Below are 19,911 nucleotides of genomic sequence, written 5' to 3'. Positions count from 1 at the left end.
AGCTCAGCCGCGCGCACGGCGGTGATCAGCGAAAAACGGTTTGCCTACCCCGACCCGGTCCGAGGCCTTCGGTGCGTTAGCCGCCTGGCTGTCCTGACCATCCACATACCAGTAGCAATGCTGCACCGCCCGTGTAATGCCCACATACGCCAAGCGCAGGATCTCATCGCGCTGCGCCGAGTCGTAAGGTTCGGCGTCGCCTTCCTGGCCCAACCCAGCCATTCGATACACCTGGTTCTTGTAGGGCGAACGGGTCAAATGTTGGCAGTCGCCTATCAAGAACACCGCATCCGCCTGGAGACCCTTGGCGCTATGGTAGGTCATCTGCCTGAGGCGCCTTTGGGAATACGGCAAGCTAGAATCCACATTAACTGTTGGCTCAATATACTTTTGTATCAATAGCTTATCGCTGCTTTTTCGATACAACATCAAGATCGAATCGCCGTTGCGGTAGTGCTCGCCGAGCCGCCTCGCCAAGCCTTCGTCGTCCCGCTCCAGCACATTGACCGGGCTCGGCGAACGAGGCTCTCCACTGGCCTTGGCTTTTTTGCCGGGAATGGAAGGCGTCGTACCGACGATATGTTCGGCCGCGTCGATGATGTATTGGTGGCTGCGGTAATTCTCGGTGAGCATGACCCGCGTATTCGCCGGTGACGGAAATTGCTTGTTGAATCCCACGAAAAAACTCGGCGAACTGCCACGCCACCCGTAGATCGACTGCCAGTCGTCACCCACGCACAGCAACGACGACCGCTGGGCGCCCCGCCCCACATGCATGGCGGGCCCGCGCTTGCGCACCTCACTTAGGGTCGCCCGCAGCCAGGAGACGATCTGTGGCGAAACGTCCTGGAACTCATCGATCATCAAATGTGACATCGACCTCAGCAGCGCGTCATCGAGCAGCTTGAAGTTCTCCGGCGAATGCTCGCTGTACAGCGAGAACATCCGGTTGTAGGTCATGACCGGAGGGGACTGGTCGAGCAAATGGTCTTCGAAAGCCCGCCAGAAACGGCTCAGCGCTTCGAAAAAATACCGATCCGGGTCGTCCTTGGAGAAACACAGCCTGCCCACGGCGTCCGGGACATCCAGGCCGAGGTTTTCGATGAAGCCCGCCGCCGAAACGAAACAATCCAGCAACGGTGCCGAAGCCAACTCGCCCTTTATCTTGTAATCAAAGCCGGGGCCCGCCGTGGCGTTGCCCGCCAGCGAGGCGAGGACCCGCCTGGCCTCTTCATAGCTTTCGAGCCAAATCAACGGCTTACGGCAGAAAGCTTGAAACAGGGTTCGCTTAACTGCCCATTCGGCGCGCAGGCTGAGCTTGGCGCCGGGCCGACTCAGTTGAGTATTTTCTCGCGGATCGAACCCTAGCATCACCCAGGCATCGAGGGTCGGTATATAGCCGTGGCAATGAAACCTCGACCCATTGATCTCAAACGTTTCGCGCTTGGGCTCAACCCCTTTGATCGGCCAGGCGCCCGCGCGAAACCAGAGGTCTTCGATCGCATCGCACAACGCTTCGTCGCGCTGGGCCGCCAGCTCGGTCACAGCGATGCGCTTTTGCACATCCGGGTGGTCGCGCTCCAGTTCCTTGAGCCGCAAGGCGTGACGGGAAAGTGCCATCATCAGCTCACGGAACCGCTCGTCACGCTGGTAAAGCCCGTGGTAGCAGGCGTTGAGCTGCTGGCGCTGGGCATCGTTGATGCGCAGATCGAACGGATTGCCTTGGCCGTCCTCATCATCAGGCCCGGTTCGATGGCTCAGGGTCTCGAACGCCTGGAGCCGCTCGAATCCCGGCAAACTGCGGACCATGGGCAGGATACGAGAATGGAAGGTGCGCACCAGTTCGCGCGCCTCCTTCAACCCGATCGCCCGCCCCCAAAGCGCAAAGACCGAGATGAGCTTCTCGATGAAATCCTTGCGCGACTCCCGGGTAAATGTCACCACGGTCATCGAGCCCAGCTCGAAGCCCAGGTACTGTGAGAGCAGCACGATGCGCAGCACCAAGGTGGTGGACTTGCCCGCGCCCGCGCCCGCAACGACCGACGTCGCCGGCGTATCGCTGAAGATCATTTTCCATTGGGCGCTGCTGGGTTGCGCCTGCGCCGGCAACAACCGGGCAACGTCAGCCTTCATGCGTTTTTTCAGCTCGGCCGTCAGGGGGAAGCGCCAGTCATCGAACAGCAGGTCATCGACTTGGGGAGCGGGATGTTCAGTGCTTCGCGAATCCCGGATCAACAGGACCTGGCGACCCTCTTCCAACCCCTCGGCCTTGCCTTCGCTGAAACCATAGTCAAACCCGGCGGTGTGGCCGCTTCGAAAGCCATCGGCCTGACCGTGCAGCCAGGACGCCCGGTGTTGGGCGCGCAAGCGTGTCAGGCCGTGGCCGAATAAACGCGCGGCCAGGCGCTTGAACCAGGGCATCTGGGCCAGGGGCAAGAGGTCGGAGGGAAGATCGGGACGGTGTTGCGGCACGCTGGGGACTCCGGTGTTCAGAACCATGGCGACTATGGTGTCTGGATTTACCGGCGGATTCCAGCCAAAAGCTTTTAAGTCATGGATTTAGGCGATGAAATGAAAGTGCCATGGCAGGTTGGTATCGCAAGGTTTGCTGGCATGGCAATGCTTCGCGAGCAGGGTCACCCACCCCTGTATTGGCATCGCTGCAAATACAGGGGGGAGCGTAACGTTCGGTTACTGCCCGGAAATGGCCCCGTCCACCAGCGCCTGGGCTTCGACCACCAGTTGTTTAAGGTGCTCGTCGCTCACGAAGCTCTCCGCATAGATCTTGTAGATGTCTTCAGTGCCCGACGGACGCGCTGCGAACCAGCCGTTCTCGGTCATCACTTTCAGGCCGCCGATGGCCTGGTCGTTGCCTGGCGCATGGCTGAGGATGTTCTGGATCGCCTCCCCGGCCAGTTCGGTGGACTGGACCTGGTCCGGCGACAACTTGCTCAGCAGTGCTTTTTGCTGCTGGCTGGCCTTGGCGTCGACCCGCACCGAGAACGGTTCACCCAACTCGTCTGTCAGGGCGCGATAGGCCTGGCTTGGATCACGACCCGTGCGAGCGGTCATCTCCGCAGCCAGCAACGCCGGAATCAGACCGTCCTTGTCGGTACTCCAGACGCCACCGTCCTTGCGCAGGAACGAGGCGCCGGCGCTTTCTTCGCCGCCGAAACCGAGGGAACCGTCGAACAGTCCATCGGCAAACCACTTGAAGCCCACCGGGACTTCATAGAGGCGTCGTCCCAGACGGTTGGCCACGCGATCGATCAGGCCACTGCTGACGACAGTCTTGCCGACAGCGGCATCGGCACGCCATTGCGGGCGGTTCTGGAACAGGTAGTCGATCGACACTGCCAGGTAGTTGTTCGGCGCCAGCAGGCCGCCGCTCGGAGTCACGATACCGTGGCGGTCATGATCCGGGTCACAGGCGAACGCCACGTCAAACCGTTCTTTCAGGCCGATCAGGCCTTGCATGGCGTGGCTGGAGGATGGGTCCATGCGGATTTGTCCATCCCAGTCGACCGTCATGAAGCGGAAGGTCGAATCGACGTGAGTATTGACCACGTCCAGATCCAGTCGATAGTGCTCGGCGATGGCCGGCCAGTAGCGCACGCCCGCGCCACCCAGCGGGTCGACGCCCAAGCGCAACCCGGCATTGCGAATGGCATCAAAATCGATGACGTTGACCAGATCTGCCACGTAGGTATTGAGGAAATCATGGCGGTGGGTGGTGTCGGCCTTGAGCGCCTGTTCGTAGCTGATGCGCTTGACGCCGGCCAGCTGGTTGGCGAGCAGCTCATTGGCCTTGGCTTCGATCCATTTGGTGATATGGGTATCCGCCGGGCCACCGTTGGTGGGGTTGTACTTGTAGCCACCGCTTTGCGGCGGATTATGGGACGGCGTGATGACGATGCCATCGGCCAGGCCAGTGGTGCGGCCTCGGTTGTAGCAGAGGATGGCGTGGGAAACGGCCGGCGTAGGGGTGTATTCATCGCCTTCGGCAATCATCACGGTGACACCGTTGGCGGCCAGCACTTCCAGGGCGCTGGCAGCCGCGGGGGTCGACAACGCATGGGTGTCGATGCCGACGAACAGCGGCCCATCGATACCTTGGGCTTCGCGGTAAAGGCAAATCGCCTGGCTGATGGCCAGCACATGCCATTCATTGAAGCCCAGGTCGAAAGAACTGCCGCGGTGCCCCGAGGTGCCGAAAGCGACGCGCTGGGTCGCAACCGAGGCATCGGGTCGGCCCGTGTAATAGGCCGTAACCAGTCGCGGGATATCGATCAACAACTCTGCCGGTGCCGGCTTGCCCGCAAATGGACTGACTGTCATGCAAAACCTCGGAATGGAGTGGCTCGAAAATGGATGCAGTTTACTGACAGTTCGACCATCACGCGATGGGTTCGATCCCTGGCCCAGCGATCAAGATTGCTCGAGCTTCAAAGCGTCGGCCAATGCAGATAGGGCGGCCTGCCGATCGTCCACTGAGCTGAATGCGTGGGTCAGGCGCAGATGCTGGCCGTACATCCCCTGGATGCTGAACAATTCTCCCGGCGCGATGACGATTCGACGGGCCAGCAGGCGCTGAAAGACCCGGCGCATGTCAGCTGGGCGCGAAGTTCGCGCCCAGACCGTCGCCCCTCCTTCGGGCTCCACCCATTGCAGGCAATCACTCACCCGCTCGCGCAACAATTGCGAGGTCGACGCGGCGCTTTCCCGCAGCAAGCGGCGCAAGACCAGGAGGTGCTGGTCGATCCTTCCATTGCTGTACAGGCGTGCAATCGCCTTCTGGCGAATCGGCGACAGGCGAAATGCGCGCAGCAGGAAGTGCCGTTGCAAGGTCAACGTCAGTTGCCTGGACAGCACGTAACCGTAGGGCGCCTCGGCACCGATGGTTTTCTCGAACGTGGAGTAGACAATCAGGCGATCCGGGTCCAGCAGATCCCGAAATGGCGTGCTCCCTGGCTCGAATACCAAGTCGGTGTAGCTATCGTTCTCCAGCACCCAGGTACCGTATCGTTCGAGCAACCGCGCCACGGCGCGGCGATTACCCTCGCTCGCGCGCGTCCCCCTGGGCATGCTCAAGACCGAGGACAGCACCACCAGGCTCACCGTTTCGCTCGCAAGCAATCGCTCCAGTTGCTCGACGTCCATGTCCCCGCCCGCCGGTGATGGCAGCTCGATCACTTGCACATCGGCCGCTTGCAGCAGGCGCAGGACAGTCCAGTCGCCGGGCGACTCCATCAGCACCGTCGCCCCCTTGAGGGCCAATACCGCGATGAGGATCTCCAGGACACCTCGCAGGTCGGCACCGATATAAACGTCGTCGGCATTCCAGCATCGGGCCGGCGAAGACGTATAGCGAGCCGCAAGGGCCGTTCGCAGCTCCTGTTCGCCCCAGGGTTGTGAGGGCAATTGTGAAGCGCGCGGGTATTGGCGGAGCAACTCGCGCTCAAGCAAAAGCAGCGGGCTGTCCAGCGGCTGCAGGGAAGCCGGCTCATCATCGCTGAGCACCAGCATGCCAGGCCTGCGGGCGTTAACATACAAGGTTTCGAGCAAATCCTCACCGTCGCCCAGGTCGGCAACGCAGGGCACCGGCGACGCGTAGTAACCGGACTTGGCGATTGAATACACGCGCCCTTCCTTCTCCAGTAGGGAGTAGGCGTACTGGATCGTCGAGATGGATACGCTCAGGCGCTCGGACAACTGCCGCAACGATGGCAATCGCACCTTGGCGTCTGCGCCAAGCTCATTGATGAGGTTCGTCAGGTATCGGTAGACCGCCTGGTAGGCGAAATCTGTTTCCCGGCCTACCTTCATGAGCCCGCGCCAACGATACGAGCCATGGCCAGCCGTGCCGGGACGAGAAAAGCCAACCCCTTCAAACCCCGTTCCTCAGCGTCGCGCCGAGCGTTCGCGCAATCCATCGGTACCCTGCTCATCTTCATCCGTATCGAAGCCTTGCTCGACTGATTGCGGGCCGACCACCGAAACCGCCCCCCGTTCCGCGGGGACGAGTCGGACGCGGTACAACTTGCCAAGCATCGGGATAGACAGGCCGCTGACATCCACCATCCATTGCGCAACCTGATCGGCGACGGTCCCTCCCTGCAAGGCTTTGTGCAGGTCCGGCATCGCCACCAGCATGCCCGGATGGCTACAGCGCAGGAAATGCTCCAGCCCCGCTCCATTGTCCACGAAGGGCGCAAACAGCATGCACACCAGTTGGGTTTCATTGAGCCTCAGGGTGTTTTGCACCTCGTTGGCTGCCTGGGCGCGACGCTCGGGGATGGCCGCCGGCGAGCCGAACAGTTCCTGGACCTGTTGGCAGACATGGAGGGGTAATTGCTTGCGATGCATGAGCATGACAGTGCGCTGCACATAGTCGCCATAGCCGGTTTCATAGCTGCGGCCTTGCAGATAGCAGGCCTGCAAGCCGTACAGGTGAGCGGACAGGAACGGACTGAGGAACTCATGCTCGATCGTTGGCGCAACCAGCCCATCGGGACGTACCCGCAGAAATTCACTGAACAGAGGCCAGTTGTTTTCCTCCAGGCGATCGACGATCAGGTCGTCGATGCTGATATGCCCTATCCGCCGACAGGCCTCGAACTGACCTTCGGGCCGCCACGGCCCCAGGCGGGCCCGGCCATAGAACTGTTGGAAGAAATCGCCGCCTATCGTGTCGAGCTGCATGAAGAGGCCGTCGAAGCCACAACTCGGATCGACCGGCTGGCCAACCTTGCGGGTCGCACGATGAAGGCCCGCCATGAATTGCTTCTGCTGGCGTGGCGTGTCGCTGCTGACCCATGAATCGACGCCCGACTCCCAGCGCGCCACATGCCTGTAGAATTCCGCCATTGCCAGGTAGCCCTCATCCCCCAGGCCCAAGAGGCTGTCGGACGGACGCAGGTGGCCCAGCATCAGCATGTGGGTCCGATTGGACTCATACCACGCCTCCGAAGGTGCCTTGCGATGGTCGAATGGCACCACCTCACGGTTGTCGGCCATGAGCAGCTCCACCCTGGGGTCGTCGTAGAGGAACAGCGCGCTGTAGCAGCGATGAATATTCTCCAGGCTGGCCTGGGTCGTCTCCCCCAGGCGAGGCGTGGCGACGCGAAGATCGAACGTCGCCGGGTGCCGACCGGCGATGCTCAATTGCGCCGCTCGCAAGGCTGTCAGGACGTAGAACCCCTCCCGGCTCCCGTTCTGCACCGACAGCACCCGGTAATCGCCGATTCGCTCGATGCCCCCAGCGGCAACGATCAAGCGTTGGATCAGGAGCTGCAGTGCAGTCCGTTCCGCTCGGGAATAAAAATCCAGCAAGCGTTGCAATACTTGCTGATAAACGTAAGTCATTGCCTGTTCATGAATTGCACTCATAACCATTTACCTGGAAATTCGATTATCGGCGTCGCGCCCGCACCAATCCGATTGCGCGACGCAGTGTTCTGAATATTGCTTTGTTATTGCCAACAGTATTGGCAATACGCTCCATATTTGCCTTGGGTAATCATTTGACACATACGAGGCACCTTGACCCCGCCGCCTCATCAGAACCCAGGAAAACCCCGCAATCATTGCCCCTCGCTGAACAATCGTTACGTCCTAGGAGAATTCTTACAACTTCCCACAGACTAGAGAGACAACAGATAAAGAACATGCCGAAAAGCAACTCTCCTGTTGACCAACTCGATTTTCCCCATGATCGACGGGCAGGACCAAAGCAACTACCATCCGGGCCATTTTGAATATTCGCTGAAGGGTCGAAACCTGAGTAAAGTCTGTATTGCGCCACGACTTCTTCCTTGAGTTGGAAACAAGCGTTCAATTATCAGCACTTAAATAATGATTAGAAGATACAGATTGGCGCCAAAAACCAGTTCAGTTGCGCGACTTCGGTTTTCAACGCGGGGAAAAGCGGCATAGGTAACGCGCACAAGCAGGCGCAGGGCCGCCTTGGATAAGGCAAGACGCAATGAAAAGGCGCGTGGCCAGGCAGGCAAGGACCGCGCAAGAGCCGAAACCGCTGGCTCTTGCGCAAGGAGGGGAATCAGGCGGGGTCGACCACCTGAAGGGCAACACGTTCGCGGCAAGGGCATTCGCCCATGTAGCGGTGGGCCTCGACGAACTCGGAGAAGGGAAAGACCCGAGTCTTGAGTGGCAACACGACACGATCGGCGGTGAGCTGGTTGATATCACGCAATGCGCGCTGCAAGGCCACTTGGTCCTGGACAATCCCCAGTTCCGGCTTGCCGGTGAAATTGCCGATGCAGTGCACGAAGAACTGGATGTTCTTCTGGAAGGCCGCGCAAGCCGGAAATGGCGTCTGGTTGCCACCCTGCAAGCCATACAGCACCAGGCTGCCACGAGGTGCCAGCACGTCACCCAGGAGCGACATCTGCGGACCGCCAAGGCCGTCGAACACGACGTCGACGCCACGATTGTCCGTCAGCTTGTTGATTTGCATCAGCAAGTCCTGCTCTTCGGTAACGATCACCTTTTCGGCGCCCAGCGACAGCAGATATTCGCGCTCGTCGGCAGTCTTGGTCGCTGCGATCACCCGCACACCCAAGGCCTTGCCCAGCTGCACGAACGACGGACCGGCGCAATGGCTGGCATCGGTGACCAGGGCAAACTGCCCAGGCTTGACCCGTGCCAGGTCCATGTAGGCGAAGTAGGCGATCAACAGCGGCGTGTAATGCACCGCGGCCTCGATTGGGCTGAGCACATCGGGATAGCGAGTCAGCGCGGTGCGTGGCAGCACGATGACCTCGCCATACACCGGATAATCGTTCGGACTCTCTGCGGGGAAGCTGGCGACCTTGTCGCCGACGGCCAGATCGTCGACACCGTCGCCGATGGCGGTGACCACGCCAGCCATTTCATGGCCAAGCCCCGAAGGCAGGCGCGCCTGGGACGACGCCAGGTTCTGGCGCCACAGGGTGTCATACCAGCTGATGCCGATCGCTTCGACGCGGACCTGCACTTCTCCCGGCGCAGGAAGAGCCGCCGCATGCTCTTCGCATTTGAGCACCTCGGCACCACCAAACTTGTGAAAACGGATCGTGCGGGACATCGCAAACCTCGTCAAAGTAACCTCTAATGCCATGAACTCTATCCGGGCTTTGTAGCCAAGACCATCAGTGGCTATTAATAGTCGACATGCCTGTCATTGATTCCGCAGCAAGAAAACCGAACCAGTCCTGTAGGACTTATCCCTAAGAAAATGCATTTACCCGATGCAGAGTACCAGCCTTTCCCCGTAAGATTCATGCCGGTCATTGTTCCCATATGGCCGCCCACGTCAAGCTTGCCGAATCTGCCAGGACCCCAGATGAATCGTAATGACCTGCGTCGTGTCGACCTGAACCTGTTGATCGTGTTCGAAACATTGATGCATGAACGCAGTGTGACCCGCGCCGCCGAGAAGCTGTTTCTCGGCCAGCCGGCCATCAGCGCCGCGCTGTCGCGCCTGCGCAGCCTATTCGATGACCCCTTGTTCGTGCGCACCGGGCGCAGCATGGAACCCACCGCCCGAGCGGTGGAAATCTTCGCCCTGCTCTCTCCGGCCCTGGATTCAATCTCAACCGCGGTCAGCCGGGCGGCGGAATTCGACCCGGCCACCAGCACTTCGGTGTTTCGCATCGGCCTGTCGGACGATGCCGAATTCGCCCTCCTGCCCATGCTGCTCAAGCGCCTGCGAGCCGAAGCACCGGGCATTGTGCTGGTGGTGCGCCGGGTCAATTACATCCTGATGCCGGGCTTGCTGGCCTCGGGGGAAATCTCCATCGGCGTCAGCTATACCGACGACTTGCCGGCCAATGCCAAACGCAAGGTATTGCGTCGCAGTTCGCCGAAAGTGCTACGGGCCGACACCGCGCCGGGACGGCTGACCCTGGACGAATTCTGCGCCCGGCCCCACGCCCTGGTGTCATTCGCCGGGGATTTGAGCGGCTTTATCGATGAAGAACTGGAAAAACTCGACCGCAAGCGCCATGTGGTACTGGCGGTTCCGCAATTCAACGGCCTGAGCACACTGTTATCGGGCACCGACATCATCGCCACCGTACCCGATTACACCGCCGACGCATTGACCGCCGCCGGCGGCGTGCGCGCCGAAGACCCACCCATCCCGGTGCGAAGCTTCGAACTGCACATGGCTTGGCGGGGATCACAGGATAATGACCCGGGAGAACGCTGGTTGCGGTCGCGGATCCAGATGTTTTTTGGGGATCCTGACAGTCTGTAGATGTCGCCGGATAGGGTGTTTGTCTGATCATTTTTGCCTTTCCATAGGCCATGGAGATCCACTCACTTCCATATGATTGCTACATTGGGGGCACATCCGAGGGCATGCTTTGGCCGGATTGAAAAGGATGCCCCCAATCTAAGGCTAAGCTCCCTTCCCTCTTGGTCAGTTGGATCAAGAGTTCGACAACCATCGACCCCTGCTTTCGTATTATCGACTACTCAGGTTAAACAAAAACAAATCGGCAGACGTTCAGTCACTATGGCAACGAATCAGGCGTCCTGCAAAATCAGGTCGGCGCCCTTCTCCGCTACCATCAGCACTGCGGCGTGGGTATTGCCGCTCGTCACATTGGGAAAAATCGACGCATCGACAATGCGCAGACCATCGAGACCATGGACTTTAAGCCGTTTATCGACCACTGACTTCTGTACATCCGCCCCCATCGCGCACGAACCGCACAGGTGATAGATCGAACCGCTGTTTTCGCGAAAGTACTGCAACATCTGTTCATCGCTTTCGACCACTGGCCCCGGCAGTACTTCTGCAACCGTGATGCTTTTCAAGGCCGGCGCCTGCATGATTTTGCGCATCAGCCGACTGCCCTGGATCACTTCGTCGATGTCCTTTTGTGTGCTCAGGTAATTGGGATCGATCAGCGCAGCGTCGCGGGGGTTATTCGACTGGATCTCGATATGCCCACGACTCGTCGGACGGCAGGGATTGAAACACAACAGGAAGCCGGAATACGGCTCGGGCTTGAGGCTGGCCTTGTTGTTTTTCGGGATCTGGTACGACAGCGGATTGAAGTACAGTTGCAGGTTAGGGTCGGCCTGCGACTCGTTGCCACGGAAGAAACCACCGGCCTGGTTGACGCTCATCGCCAAGGCACCTTTGCGGGTCAGCAGGTATTTAAGGCCGAGCTTGAACTGCCCGAACAGCGAGCTGAGCTGGTCATTAAGCGTCGGAATGTTGGCCTTGTAGTAGTAGCTGACGCACAAGTGATCCTGAAGGTTCTGCCCCACCGCCGGCAGGTGTTTGACCAGCGGGATCTGGTGCCTGGCCAGCAACGCCTGATCGGCGACACCGGATAGTTGCAGAATCTTCGGTGTGTCGATGGCACCGGCGCAGAGGATCACCTCCTTGCGCGCCTGGAAGGTGCGGACCACGCCGTGTTGGGTCACGGAAATACCGCTGGCCCGCTCGTTCTCGAACAACACCCGATCCACCAGTGCGTAATGTTCGACCGTCAGATTCGGGCGGCCGAGTGCGGGATGCAGATGCGCAAAACTACTGGAGCTGCGTTGGCCGTTCTTGGTGTTGACATCGTAGATACCCGAGCCTTCGAATTTCGGCCCGTTGAAGTCGTCACTCTGCGGGTAACCGAGTTCATCGCACCCCTTGAGGAATACATCGCAGATCGGATGGGTCTCTCCTTTCATCGGAGTGATGCTGATCGGGCCATTGCCGCCGTGATATTCACTTTCGCCCAACGGGTGGTTTTCCAGTTTGCGAAAATACGGCAACACGTCCTTGAAACCCCAGCCGTCGTTGCCGTTGGCGGCCCAGTCGTCGAAGTCGTGGGCCTGGCCACGGACGTAGATCATCGCATTGATCGAGCCCGAACCGCCCTGGACCTTGCCGCGCGGGGCATAAATCTCACGGTTGTTGAGCTGCTTTTGCGGCTGGCTGTAGTACATCCAGTTGAAGGTCGGGTTGTAATACATCTTGGCGAAGCCGACCGGGATCTTGAACCACAGCGAACTGTCCTTGCCGCCCGCTTCCAGCAGCAGCACCGTGTATTTGCCGCAGGCCGATAGCCGGTTGGCGAGGATACAGCCGGCCGCGCCGGCGCCAGCGATGATGTAGTCGTATGTCATGCACGGTTACCGCGTAAGTCGTTATTTAAAAAACACCCATTCCCGCAACTGAACGACGGGAAATCCCGTCAGCCTCTGGCCGGCGATGTGTCCTTGACGTCTGCCGGGGCCGGTGCCATTTGCAGGTGCAAACGCTCACCGGTATAGGGCGAATGCCTGCGCACCACGTCCATGTTCAGTTCCACCCCAAGGCCCGGCTCGGTGGACGGGATGATGTAGCCGTCCTCCCACTGCAGCGGCTTGGTCAGGACTTCGGCGTGGAAATCGCCCCAGGTCATGATGCTTTCCTGGATGAGGAAATTCGGGGTACAGGTTGCCAACTGGAAACTCGCCGCCGCGCCAATCGGCCCGTTATAAAGATGCGGTGCGATCTGCGCGTAATAGGCCTCGGCCATGCTCGCGATCTTCTTGGCTTCCAGCAGCCCGCCGCAGCGGGCCACGTTCATTTGCAGAATCGACGCACCGCCGGCCTGCAACAGCTTGAAGAATTCGTACTTGGTGGTCAGCCGCTCGCCCGTAGCAATCGGAATGGTGGTCTTGGCCGCGACTTGCGCCATCGCCTCCTCCTGACCCGGTGGCACTGGCTCTTCAAACCATAACGGGTCGTACTTCTCCAGGCGCTTGGCCAGGCGAATCGCCGAGGACGGGACCATTTGCCCATGGGTGCCGAACAACAGGTCGCACTTGTCGCCCACCGCTTCGCGGATCTTTCGGCAGAAGGTTTCGCAGCGCTCCAGCACTTCCAGCGAAATCTGGTGACCGGAGTACGCGGTGTACGGCCCGGCCGGGTCGAACTTCACGGCGGTGAAGCCTTTATTCATGTTCTCGATAGCGCATTCGGCAGCCAGGTCCGGGTCGTCGTAGTCGTACTCACCCTGGCTGTTGACCGGGTACAGGTAGGTGTAGGAACGCAGACGTTCATTGACCTTGCCGCCAAGCAATTCATAGACCGGCTTGTTCGCCGCTTTGCCGATGATGTCCCAGCAGGCCATCTCCAGGCCGCTGACCACGCCCATCATGGTCAGGTCGGGACGCTGGGTGAAACCGCTCGAATAAGCCTGACGGAAAAAGCGTTCGATGTGATGCGGGTCGTGGTTGAGCAAGTAGCGTTCAAACACGTCTTCAATGATCGGCAGCATGGCTTTGGGGCCGAAGGTAGCAGCGTAGATTTCGCCGACACCTTCAATGCCGCAATCGGTCTTGAGCTTGACGAACAGCCAATACATGCCGCCGATGTGCGGTGGCGGTACGGCAACGATATGGGTTTCAAGGGCGATGATTTTCATCTCAGGCACCTGTTTTATTAGAAGATTGACGATTGATACGCGCGCGCAAGGTCAGGGCCGCGACGGTCCCGATCAGGCCGACGGAGGCGATGTAGCCGAAATACAGCTTGTAACCAAGGGCGCCGGGGAAGTGTTCGGTGAGGTAACCGTTGATCAATGGAATGAAGGCGTCCGGCAGGTAACCGACCACCGATACAATGCCGATGGCCAGGCCGGTAATGCGCAGCGGAATGTTGCAGGTGTCGAGGATCGCCCAGTACAAACCGCGAATCGCATACGTCATAAGGCCGATGAAGATCACCGTACCAATCAGCAGGCCCATGCTGTTGAGCGCCGGGAACACGATCAGGCCGACCATCGCCAACGTCGCCAGAAACAGCGCCACGATCAGCACCGGAATATTCGAGAACTTGTCACCGAGCCAGCCGCCACCGATACCGCCAATCGGGCGCATCCACAGCTTAATGGTGGTGATAGTGCCGGCCATGACGGCGGTCATGCCGCCGCCCTGCAAATAATCGGAGAAGCTGTAGGTCGCCCAGAAGATGTGGTAACCGCAGAACACGATGGCCGTCACCAACCACAGCTCCGGGATTTTCATCAGTGTGGTCAGGTCGCTGAGCAGGTTGTATTTACCCTTTTCCACTGGCGCGGTGTCCTCCATCGACTTCGGGTCCTTGATCAGCACCAGCACACAGCCGATGGCGATACAGGTGAAGGCGTAGAGGTAGACCACGTGCTTGAAACCTTCAGCGGCGGACTCGCCACGGGTTTCAGTGGAGAACGCGAACAGCCCCAGGGCGACCGTTGCGAGCAACGCTTCGACCAGGCCGCGACCGCCGTCGAGGATGCCGAAGAACCGGCCCTGTTCAGTGTGATGAGCAATCATCTTCACCCGCTTGAGCACCGAGGCCCAGAACGTCAGGCCGGTGGTCAGGCCCCAGCAACCGAAGATGATCATCAAACCGGTCATCGACGGTGCCGTGGAGTACCAAAGCCCCAAGGCTCCGGTGGCCACCAGCGAAAAGAAAATCAAAAACCGCGGCGCGATCCGATCGGCCAACCAACCGCTCGGCAAATAGCTAAGCAGGAAAATTGTCCCGAGCATCGAGTACAGATAACCCAGCTCGCTGTGGTTGATCTGGAACACCTCGATCATGGTGGTTTGGTAAACCTGCCGCAGGTACAGGATCGGGTAGATCGCCCCGGCGGCCAGCACCAACAGCATTAACTGGATGTAGCGACTTCTCTTGTCACTGCGGCTTTTTGCAGCCGCGTTCGAACCCTGAACAGCGGCAACAGTGGTTGCAGGCTTGGACATCTATGAGACCTCGGGCAGCCCGGTGGTCCGGGAGCCCCAATAATTGTTTTTATAGGTTTGGAGCAGTAACAAGCGCAAAGCTACAAGCGGCAAGTCAGAGTCCGCTGCCGTTCGCTTTCACTTATCGCTTGAAGCTTGCAGCTACCGTCTAGTACTTCATCACCACAAGTCGGGTCTGGGTGAATTCGAGCATGCCATGCTTGCCGTCATCACCGCCCAGGCCCGAACGTTTCCACCCGGCGTGGAAGCCCTGGTAAGGGTCGGCCGGTGTCCGGTTGATGTACAACTCACCGGCCTCGATGGTGTTGGCGACTTTCAGGGTGGTGCGATAGTTCTCGGTGTACAGCACCGATGACAGGCCGAACTGGTGGTCGTTGGCCATGGCCAGCGCTTCGTCGATGTCGTGGTACTTGAGCACTGGCAGCACCGGGCCGAAGATTTCTTCCTGGATGATTTCCATCTCCTGGCGACAATTGCTCAACAGCGTCGGGGGGTAGAAATGGCCGTTGCCCTCAGGAATGAAACCGCCTGTTTCCAGTACAGCACCGTCGACGACGGCGCGCTCGACCATGGCGTGGATGTTTTTCCGCGAGCTTGCGTTGACCAACGGGCCCATCAGGCTGGCGTCGGTGGCGCGGTCGCCAAACTTCACGGCGCTGATTTTGGCTTTGAGCAACGCGAGGAATTGTTCGTAAACACTTTCCTGCACGTAAACCCGCTCCACCGCCGTGCACAACTGGCCGCAGTGAGTGGTCTTGGACGCGACGATAGCGCTGGCGGCGGCTTCAAGGTCAGCGTCGGCTTCAATGACTGCCGGGGTTTTGCCGCCCAGTTCCAGGGACGGCTTGGCGATGTTGGTCTTGCAATAATCGAGCACGATGCGCCCGGCGTTGACGCTGCCGGTCAGGGTGATCAAGCCGACGGCTTTATGGGTGCAGACCGTTGCGGCGGTGGCATGGTCCATGGTCAATATGTTGACCACGCCAGCCGGTAAACCGGATTGCTGCACAGCCTTGGCGATTTCAAACGCCGAGGTCGGGGTGTTGTTACTCGGGCGCACCACCACGGTATTACCGGCAATAAGCGCCGGGGCGATTTTGCGCAGCAAGGTGTAGACCGGGTAGTTGAACGGAATCAGGCAGGCGACCACACCAATCGGTTCGCGGTGCAGGAAGAGGTTTTCGTTCGGGGTGTCACTGGGAATGATCTCGCCTTCGATCCGCCGTGCCCACTCGGCGTGGTAACGGGTGATTTGCGCTGCGTAACGAGCTTCGTTGCTGGCGTCGCTGACACTTTTGCCGGACTCGGCGGCCAGGGCGGCACCGATGCTCTCGGCGCAGGCCTCCAAGGCGTCGGCGAATGAGCGCAAGTGCTCGGCGCGTTCGATGCTGGTGAGCTTGCCCCAGCGCTTCTGGGCGGCGGCTGCAGCCTCGACGGCGGCGGTTGCTTCAGCGTTGGTGGCGGCCGAGACCTGACCGACCAAGGTTTCGGTGGCCGGGTTGTAGACCGCAATCAGCGCATCGCTGGCAGGCTCAATGAAGTGACCGTTTACAAAATTTCGCTCAAGTCGCATGTGAATCGCCCATCGTTGTTTTTATCCAGTCCCCGCAGTCTTGGCATCCTGAGGGGGTTGAACAAACGATTTATTGAGCGGCGTAACATTCAAAAAATGCAGGTTACCCGGGAAGGAATCAAATTTCCCGTGAGGATTGGGGGGTCAGTTGGCGGCGGTGGAGGGTTCGAGCTGCCTTTGCGCCAACCAGATTTCCTCCTGCAACCACTGGCTGAACACCTGCAATTGCGGCATCAACGTCTGCTCCGGCCGAGTCACCAACCAGTAGGATTGATGCCCCTCCACATGCACGTTCAGTACCTGGGTCAACTGCCCGCTGGCCAGCTCCGGGGCAACCATGTGCCAGTCGGCAATGGTGATGCCCAAGCCGTCAGTGGCCGCACGAATCGCCAGGTCCAGCAGGTCGAATTCATAGCCGCCCTGGGTATCCACGCCGCTGATTTTCGCCGCATCGAGCCAGTGTTTCCAGGTCAGGTAACGCTGGTCTTCCCTGGCCAACACATGCAGCAAGGTCAGGCGATTGAGGTCGATTCCGCCCTCGCTCGCCTCCCGCGTATACAGGGACGACGCGCACACCGCAATGTGCCGTTCCTGGAGCAGCAGCGAGCTGTCCAGCCCATCCCATTCGCCATCACCAAAGCGGATCGCGCAGTCCAGGGTGCTGGTTTCCGCCAGGCTGTCCTGCAAACGCGTAGTGATGCTCAGCTCCAATTCGGGGTGCTTCTCACGCAGCCTTCCCAGGCGCGGCATCAACCAGCGGCTGGTGAAGGTTGGCGGTGCGTTGATGTGCAGGCGATTGGCGTGGGACTTCTGCTGGATGCTACGCACCGTCAGCTCGATTTTGTCGAAGGATTGATGCAACGCCCGCAGCAACATCCGGCCGGCGCTGGTCAGTTCAAGGTGGTGATGCCGGCGCTCCAACAGATTCTCGCCGAGCTGTTCTTCGAGCTGGCGCACCTGGCGGCTGACGGCACTTTGCGTGACGTTGAGCAGCTCTGCCGCCCGGGTAAAACTGCCCGTACTACCGGCCACTTCGAAGGCTTTGAGCGCATTGAGCGCGGGCATTTTGCGTTTCATAAACAGTACTCGCGCTGGGGCTGACGAGCCATAAGCATCCCACGGCTTGCGGGAAATTTCCCGAGTAACATGAATTTTTGTGTTGTGCAGGCCGATTCCCTAGCTCCCTCGCCACAGGTAATCGGCAATATTCAATGACGTCGGTTTTAGCCCCGCCACTGTCGCTGACGTATAAATAGCATGAGTATTTCGCAGCACACTCACGACTATTAAGCACTGGCTGTTTTATTTATATAGGCGCTAGTCTTACTCAATTAAATACCCGTCTAAGTTAACGCACTTACATAGGACAGTTCTTGCACCTACGCCCCATTCCATGCAATTAAACTGACCGAGCTAACCCCATGCCAATCAACACACACTCACCCACAAAACGTATTGTTTTATTGGCGCTTATCTTTACAGCGTGTAACGCCACCACCCACGGCTTCAGTATCTTCCTTTATTCCGCCTTATTACCCCAGATCCGCCAGGTGTTCGAGCTGAGCTACAGCCAGGCCGCGTTCGTCGCGGCGCTGCTGCAACTGTTCTACATGGGGGCGTCCATTGTCAGCGGCATCGCCGCGGTGTGGATCAGCCCGCGCAACATGGTAAAGCTGACGATGGCCTTGAGCCCGGCGCTGCTGGCCTTGGCGGTCGCCACCCCGTGGGTGCTGCCGTTCGCGCTATGCCTGGCACTGGTCTCGGCCTGCGCCGTGTCGAACTGGAACGCCATCGCCGCACTGGTCGGCGAAGTGATCCCCGCCTCCCATCGCAGCCGCGTGCTGGGCCTGGCGTCGTCGGGGGCGGCGTTCGCGATCTGCCTTAACGGTGTGCTGATCGCCCTGTTGCAGGGCATCTCGTTGCGGTACTTCTGGCTGATGTGCGCCGGGCTGACCTTGATTGTCACGCTGCTGACCTTTTGGGCCCTGGCGCCGTTGGCAACAGGCCAACACATCAAGCAAAGCAGCGCGCCGTCGCTACGCCGGGTACTCAGACACTGGGTGAACCTGTGCCTGGAATACCCGGTAGCGTTGCACATACTGTTGCTCAGCGCTTTCATAGGCGGGATCAGCGGTCCCTTCCTGAATTTCCTCTCGGCGTTTGCCAGCGAACGGCTGGGCGCCAACGCGCAGATCACCGGGTCACTGTGGACACTGATCGGAATCGGCGGGGTCGTTGGCGGTTTGTTGCTGGGCGCGTTGGCGGATCGCTGGGGGGCATTGAGGGTGATGGCGTTGAGCATCAGCGCCTTCGGCCTGGCAATGCTCGCCCTGCTCTGGCAACCGAGCCTGAACTTGACCTGGCTGGCGGCCGGGCTGTTCGCGCTGTTCTATTTCCCTGTCTGGGGCTTGATGGCCGCCTACCTCAGCGCACGCTTGAGCCCCGTGCAAAGCCTGCAAGTGGTTAGCCTGAGCATGGTCGGTTATGGCTTGGGCAGCGCCACCGCGAACTGGCTGTGCGGCTGGCTGCTGCAGGCCACCGGGCAGTTTGGCCTGGTGCACGGCTGGATCGTCTGCTGGGTCACCGCCAGCCTGTTATTGCTGAGGCTGATGGCCCGCCGTCAACGCTGTGAGCCGGCGCTCGGCCAGCCACTCTGAACGGCCCAAGCGACGCGACAGAATGTCCACCAAGGCCTCCACGGCCAGCGCCTCGCACTGAGTGGAGCGCCAAAACATCAACCGCGCCGGTTCTATCGGTGGAAAGCCCTGAGCCGCGTCCAGCACCTTCCAACCCGGCGGCACCAGGCGCCGCGCCGTGACACCGACCGACTGGCCCTGTTCGATGGCAATCCCTATCCCTCGCGGGCTCTGGCTGGTGTAAACCACATGCCACGCCCGCCCGGCCTCGGCCAGCGCCCGCACGGCATTGGCTCGAAAGGCGCAGCCCTCGGCATACACTGCCAGAGGCACCGAGACATCCGCCCCGGCGCTCCAGCCCTCAGCCGCCACCCACACCAGCGGCTCGTCGCACAGATATTCGCCCAGTTGCAGATTGGCGTGTTGCACACCGAGCACCAGGTCCAGCTCACCGCGTTGCAAACGACTGACCAGCGCCGTCGACATCTCGCAACAAATGTCGGGCCGCACCTGGGGAAACTGCACCTGAAAGTCGCGCAACACCTCGGCCAGGCAAAACTGGGCGTAGTCCTCGGGCATGCCGACGTGAATACACATCTGCTCATCGGGCAGTTGCACGGCGTTGATCGCATCGGCATGCAGTTTGAGGATCTGCCGCGCATAGATCAGAAACGTCTCGCCACCGGGTGTAAGGCTCACCGAGCGACTGGTGCGCTGGACCAACGGCGTGCCGACGATTTCTTCCAGGCGCTGCAAACTTTGGCTAATGGTCGATTGGGTTTTGTGCAGACGCTCGGCCGCCGCAGAAAATCCGTGGCACTCGATAATCGCAACAAACACTTTAAGTAAGGTCCCATCCAGTTCGCCTGACATAACTATCGCCCCTGCCGATGGATTCGATCACAACTTGTAATTTCCACTTCGCACCTCTTTAAGCAACTATCGATTCAACGCCAA

Annotated in this window: 13 protein-coding genes; 2 read left to right on the top strand and 11 right to left on the bottom strand. The window is 59.8% G+C overall.

The annotated features are described in order from the left end of the window. Positions 1-3: 3 nt before the first annotated feature. The 5 genes from J3P81_RS12205 to J3P81_RS12185 all read right to left on the bottom strand — a co-directional run bounded on the left by J3P81_RS12205 (position 4) and on the right by J3P81_RS12185 (position 9,085). The gene (locus J3P81_RS12205; protein WP_434564007.1) at positions 4-2,472 is read right to left on the bottom strand and encodes a UvrD-helicase domain-containing protein; all 2,469 of its coding nucleotides are present in this window, start codon (positions 2,470-2,472) and stop codon (positions 4-6) included. A 219-nt stretch (positions 2,473-2,691) separates the two neighbouring features. Beyond that, on the bottom strand, positions 2,692-4,338 hold the full coding sequence (pgm, locus tag J3P81_RS12200; protein ID WP_434564006.1) for a phosphoglucomutase (alpha-D-glucose-1,6-bisphosphate-dependent): 1,647 nt from the start codon (positions 4,336-4,338) through the stop codon (positions 2,692-2,694). Between the two features lie 90 nt (positions 4,339-4,428). Next, entirely contained in the window at positions 4,429-5,826 is a 1,398-nt protein-coding gene (locus J3P81_RS12195; RefSeq protein WP_434564005.1) for an aminotransferase class I/II-fold pyridoxal phosphate-dependent enzyme, read from the bottom strand. A 75-nt stretch (positions 5,827-5,901) separates the two neighbouring features. Further along, positions 5,902-7,389: a hypothetical protein gene (locus J3P81_RS12190; protein ID WP_420764011.1), complete on the bottom strand. Its 1,488-nt coding sequence runs from the start codon at positions 7,387-7,389 to the stop codon at positions 5,902-5,904. A 670-nt stretch (positions 7,390-8,059) separates the two neighbouring features. Then, the gene (locus J3P81_RS12185) at positions 8,060-9,085 is read right to left on the bottom strand and encodes a zinc-dependent alcohol dehydrogenase family protein (RefSeq protein WP_420764012.1); all 1,026 of its coding nucleotides are present in this window, start codon (positions 9,083-9,085) and stop codon (positions 8,060-8,062) included. A gap of 258 nt (positions 9,086-9,343) precedes the next feature. Between J3P81_RS12185 and J3P81_RS12180 the strand changes: the two genes are divergently transcribed. Continuing rightward, positions 9,344-10,258 (top strand): LysR family transcriptional regulator, encoded by a 915-nt coding sequence (locus J3P81_RS12180; protein WP_434564004.1) that lies wholly within the window; start codon positions 9,344-9,346, stop codon positions 10,256-10,258. 272 nt (positions 10,259-10,530) lie between these two features. Here J3P81_RS12180 and J3P81_RS12175 read toward each other — a convergent pair whose 3' ends face one another. The 5 genes from J3P81_RS12175 to J3P81_RS12155 form a co-directional block, all read right to left on the bottom strand. Beyond that, positions 10,531-12,138, bottom strand: a complete 1,608-nt coding sequence (locus tag J3P81_RS12175) for a GMC family oxidoreductase (protein ID WP_434564003.1) — start codon at positions 12,136-12,138, stop codon at positions 10,531-10,533. 68 nt (positions 12,139-12,206) lie between these two features. Beyond that, on the bottom strand, positions 12,207-13,424 hold the full coding sequence (locus tag J3P81_RS12170) for a mandelate racemase/muconate lactonizing enzyme family protein (protein ID WP_434564002.1): 1,218 nt from the start codon (positions 13,422-13,424) through the stop codon (positions 12,207-12,209). A 1-nt stretch (position 13,425) separates the two neighbouring features. Continuing rightward, complete coding sequence (locus J3P81_RS12165) at positions 13,426-14,745, bottom strand: MFS transporter (protein WP_434564001.1); 1,320 nt, start codon at positions 14,743-14,745, stop codon at positions 13,426-13,428. A 148-nt stretch (positions 14,746-14,893) separates the two neighbouring features. After that, positions 14,894-16,318, bottom strand: coding sequence for an aldehyde dehydrogenase (aldA, locus tag J3P81_RS12160; protein WP_434564000.1), 1,425 nt, complete (start codon positions 16,316-16,318; stop codon positions 14,894-14,896). Between the two features lie 144 nt (positions 16,319-16,462). Further along, a complete protein-coding gene (locus J3P81_RS12155) occupies positions 16,463-17,395 on the bottom strand; it encodes a LysR substrate-binding domain-containing protein (RefSeq protein ID WP_434563999.1) in 933 nt (310 codons plus the stop codon). Positions 17,396-17,739: 344 nt separating this feature from the next. On the opposite strand from J3P81_RS12155, the gene J3P81_RS12150 reads away from it, so the two are divergent. Then, on the top strand, positions 17,740-18,975 hold the full coding sequence (locus tag J3P81_RS12150) for an MFS transporter (protein ID WP_434563998.1): 1,236 nt from the start codon (positions 17,740-17,742) through the stop codon (positions 18,973-18,975). Here the strand turns inward: J3P81_RS12150 and J3P81_RS12145 are convergent. Continuing rightward, the gene (locus tag J3P81_RS12145) at positions 18,913-19,827 is read right to left on the bottom strand and encodes a LysR family transcriptional regulator (protein WP_034135588.1); all 915 of its coding nucleotides are present in this window, start codon (positions 19,825-19,827) and stop codon (positions 18,913-18,915) included. The two genes, J3P81_RS12150 and J3P81_RS12145, sit on opposite strands and share 63 nt — an antisense overlap. Between the last annotated feature and the right edge of the window lie 84 nt (positions 19,828-19,911).

The organism is Pseudomonas sp. R1-6 (assembly GCF_051132115.1).
Lineage (GTDB): Bacteria > Pseudomonadota > Gammaproteobacteria > Pseudomonadales > Pseudomonadaceae > Aquipseudomonas.
The sequence above is the reverse complement of the archived record's forward strand: the minus strand, read 5'-3'. Positions and strand labels throughout refer to the sequence as shown.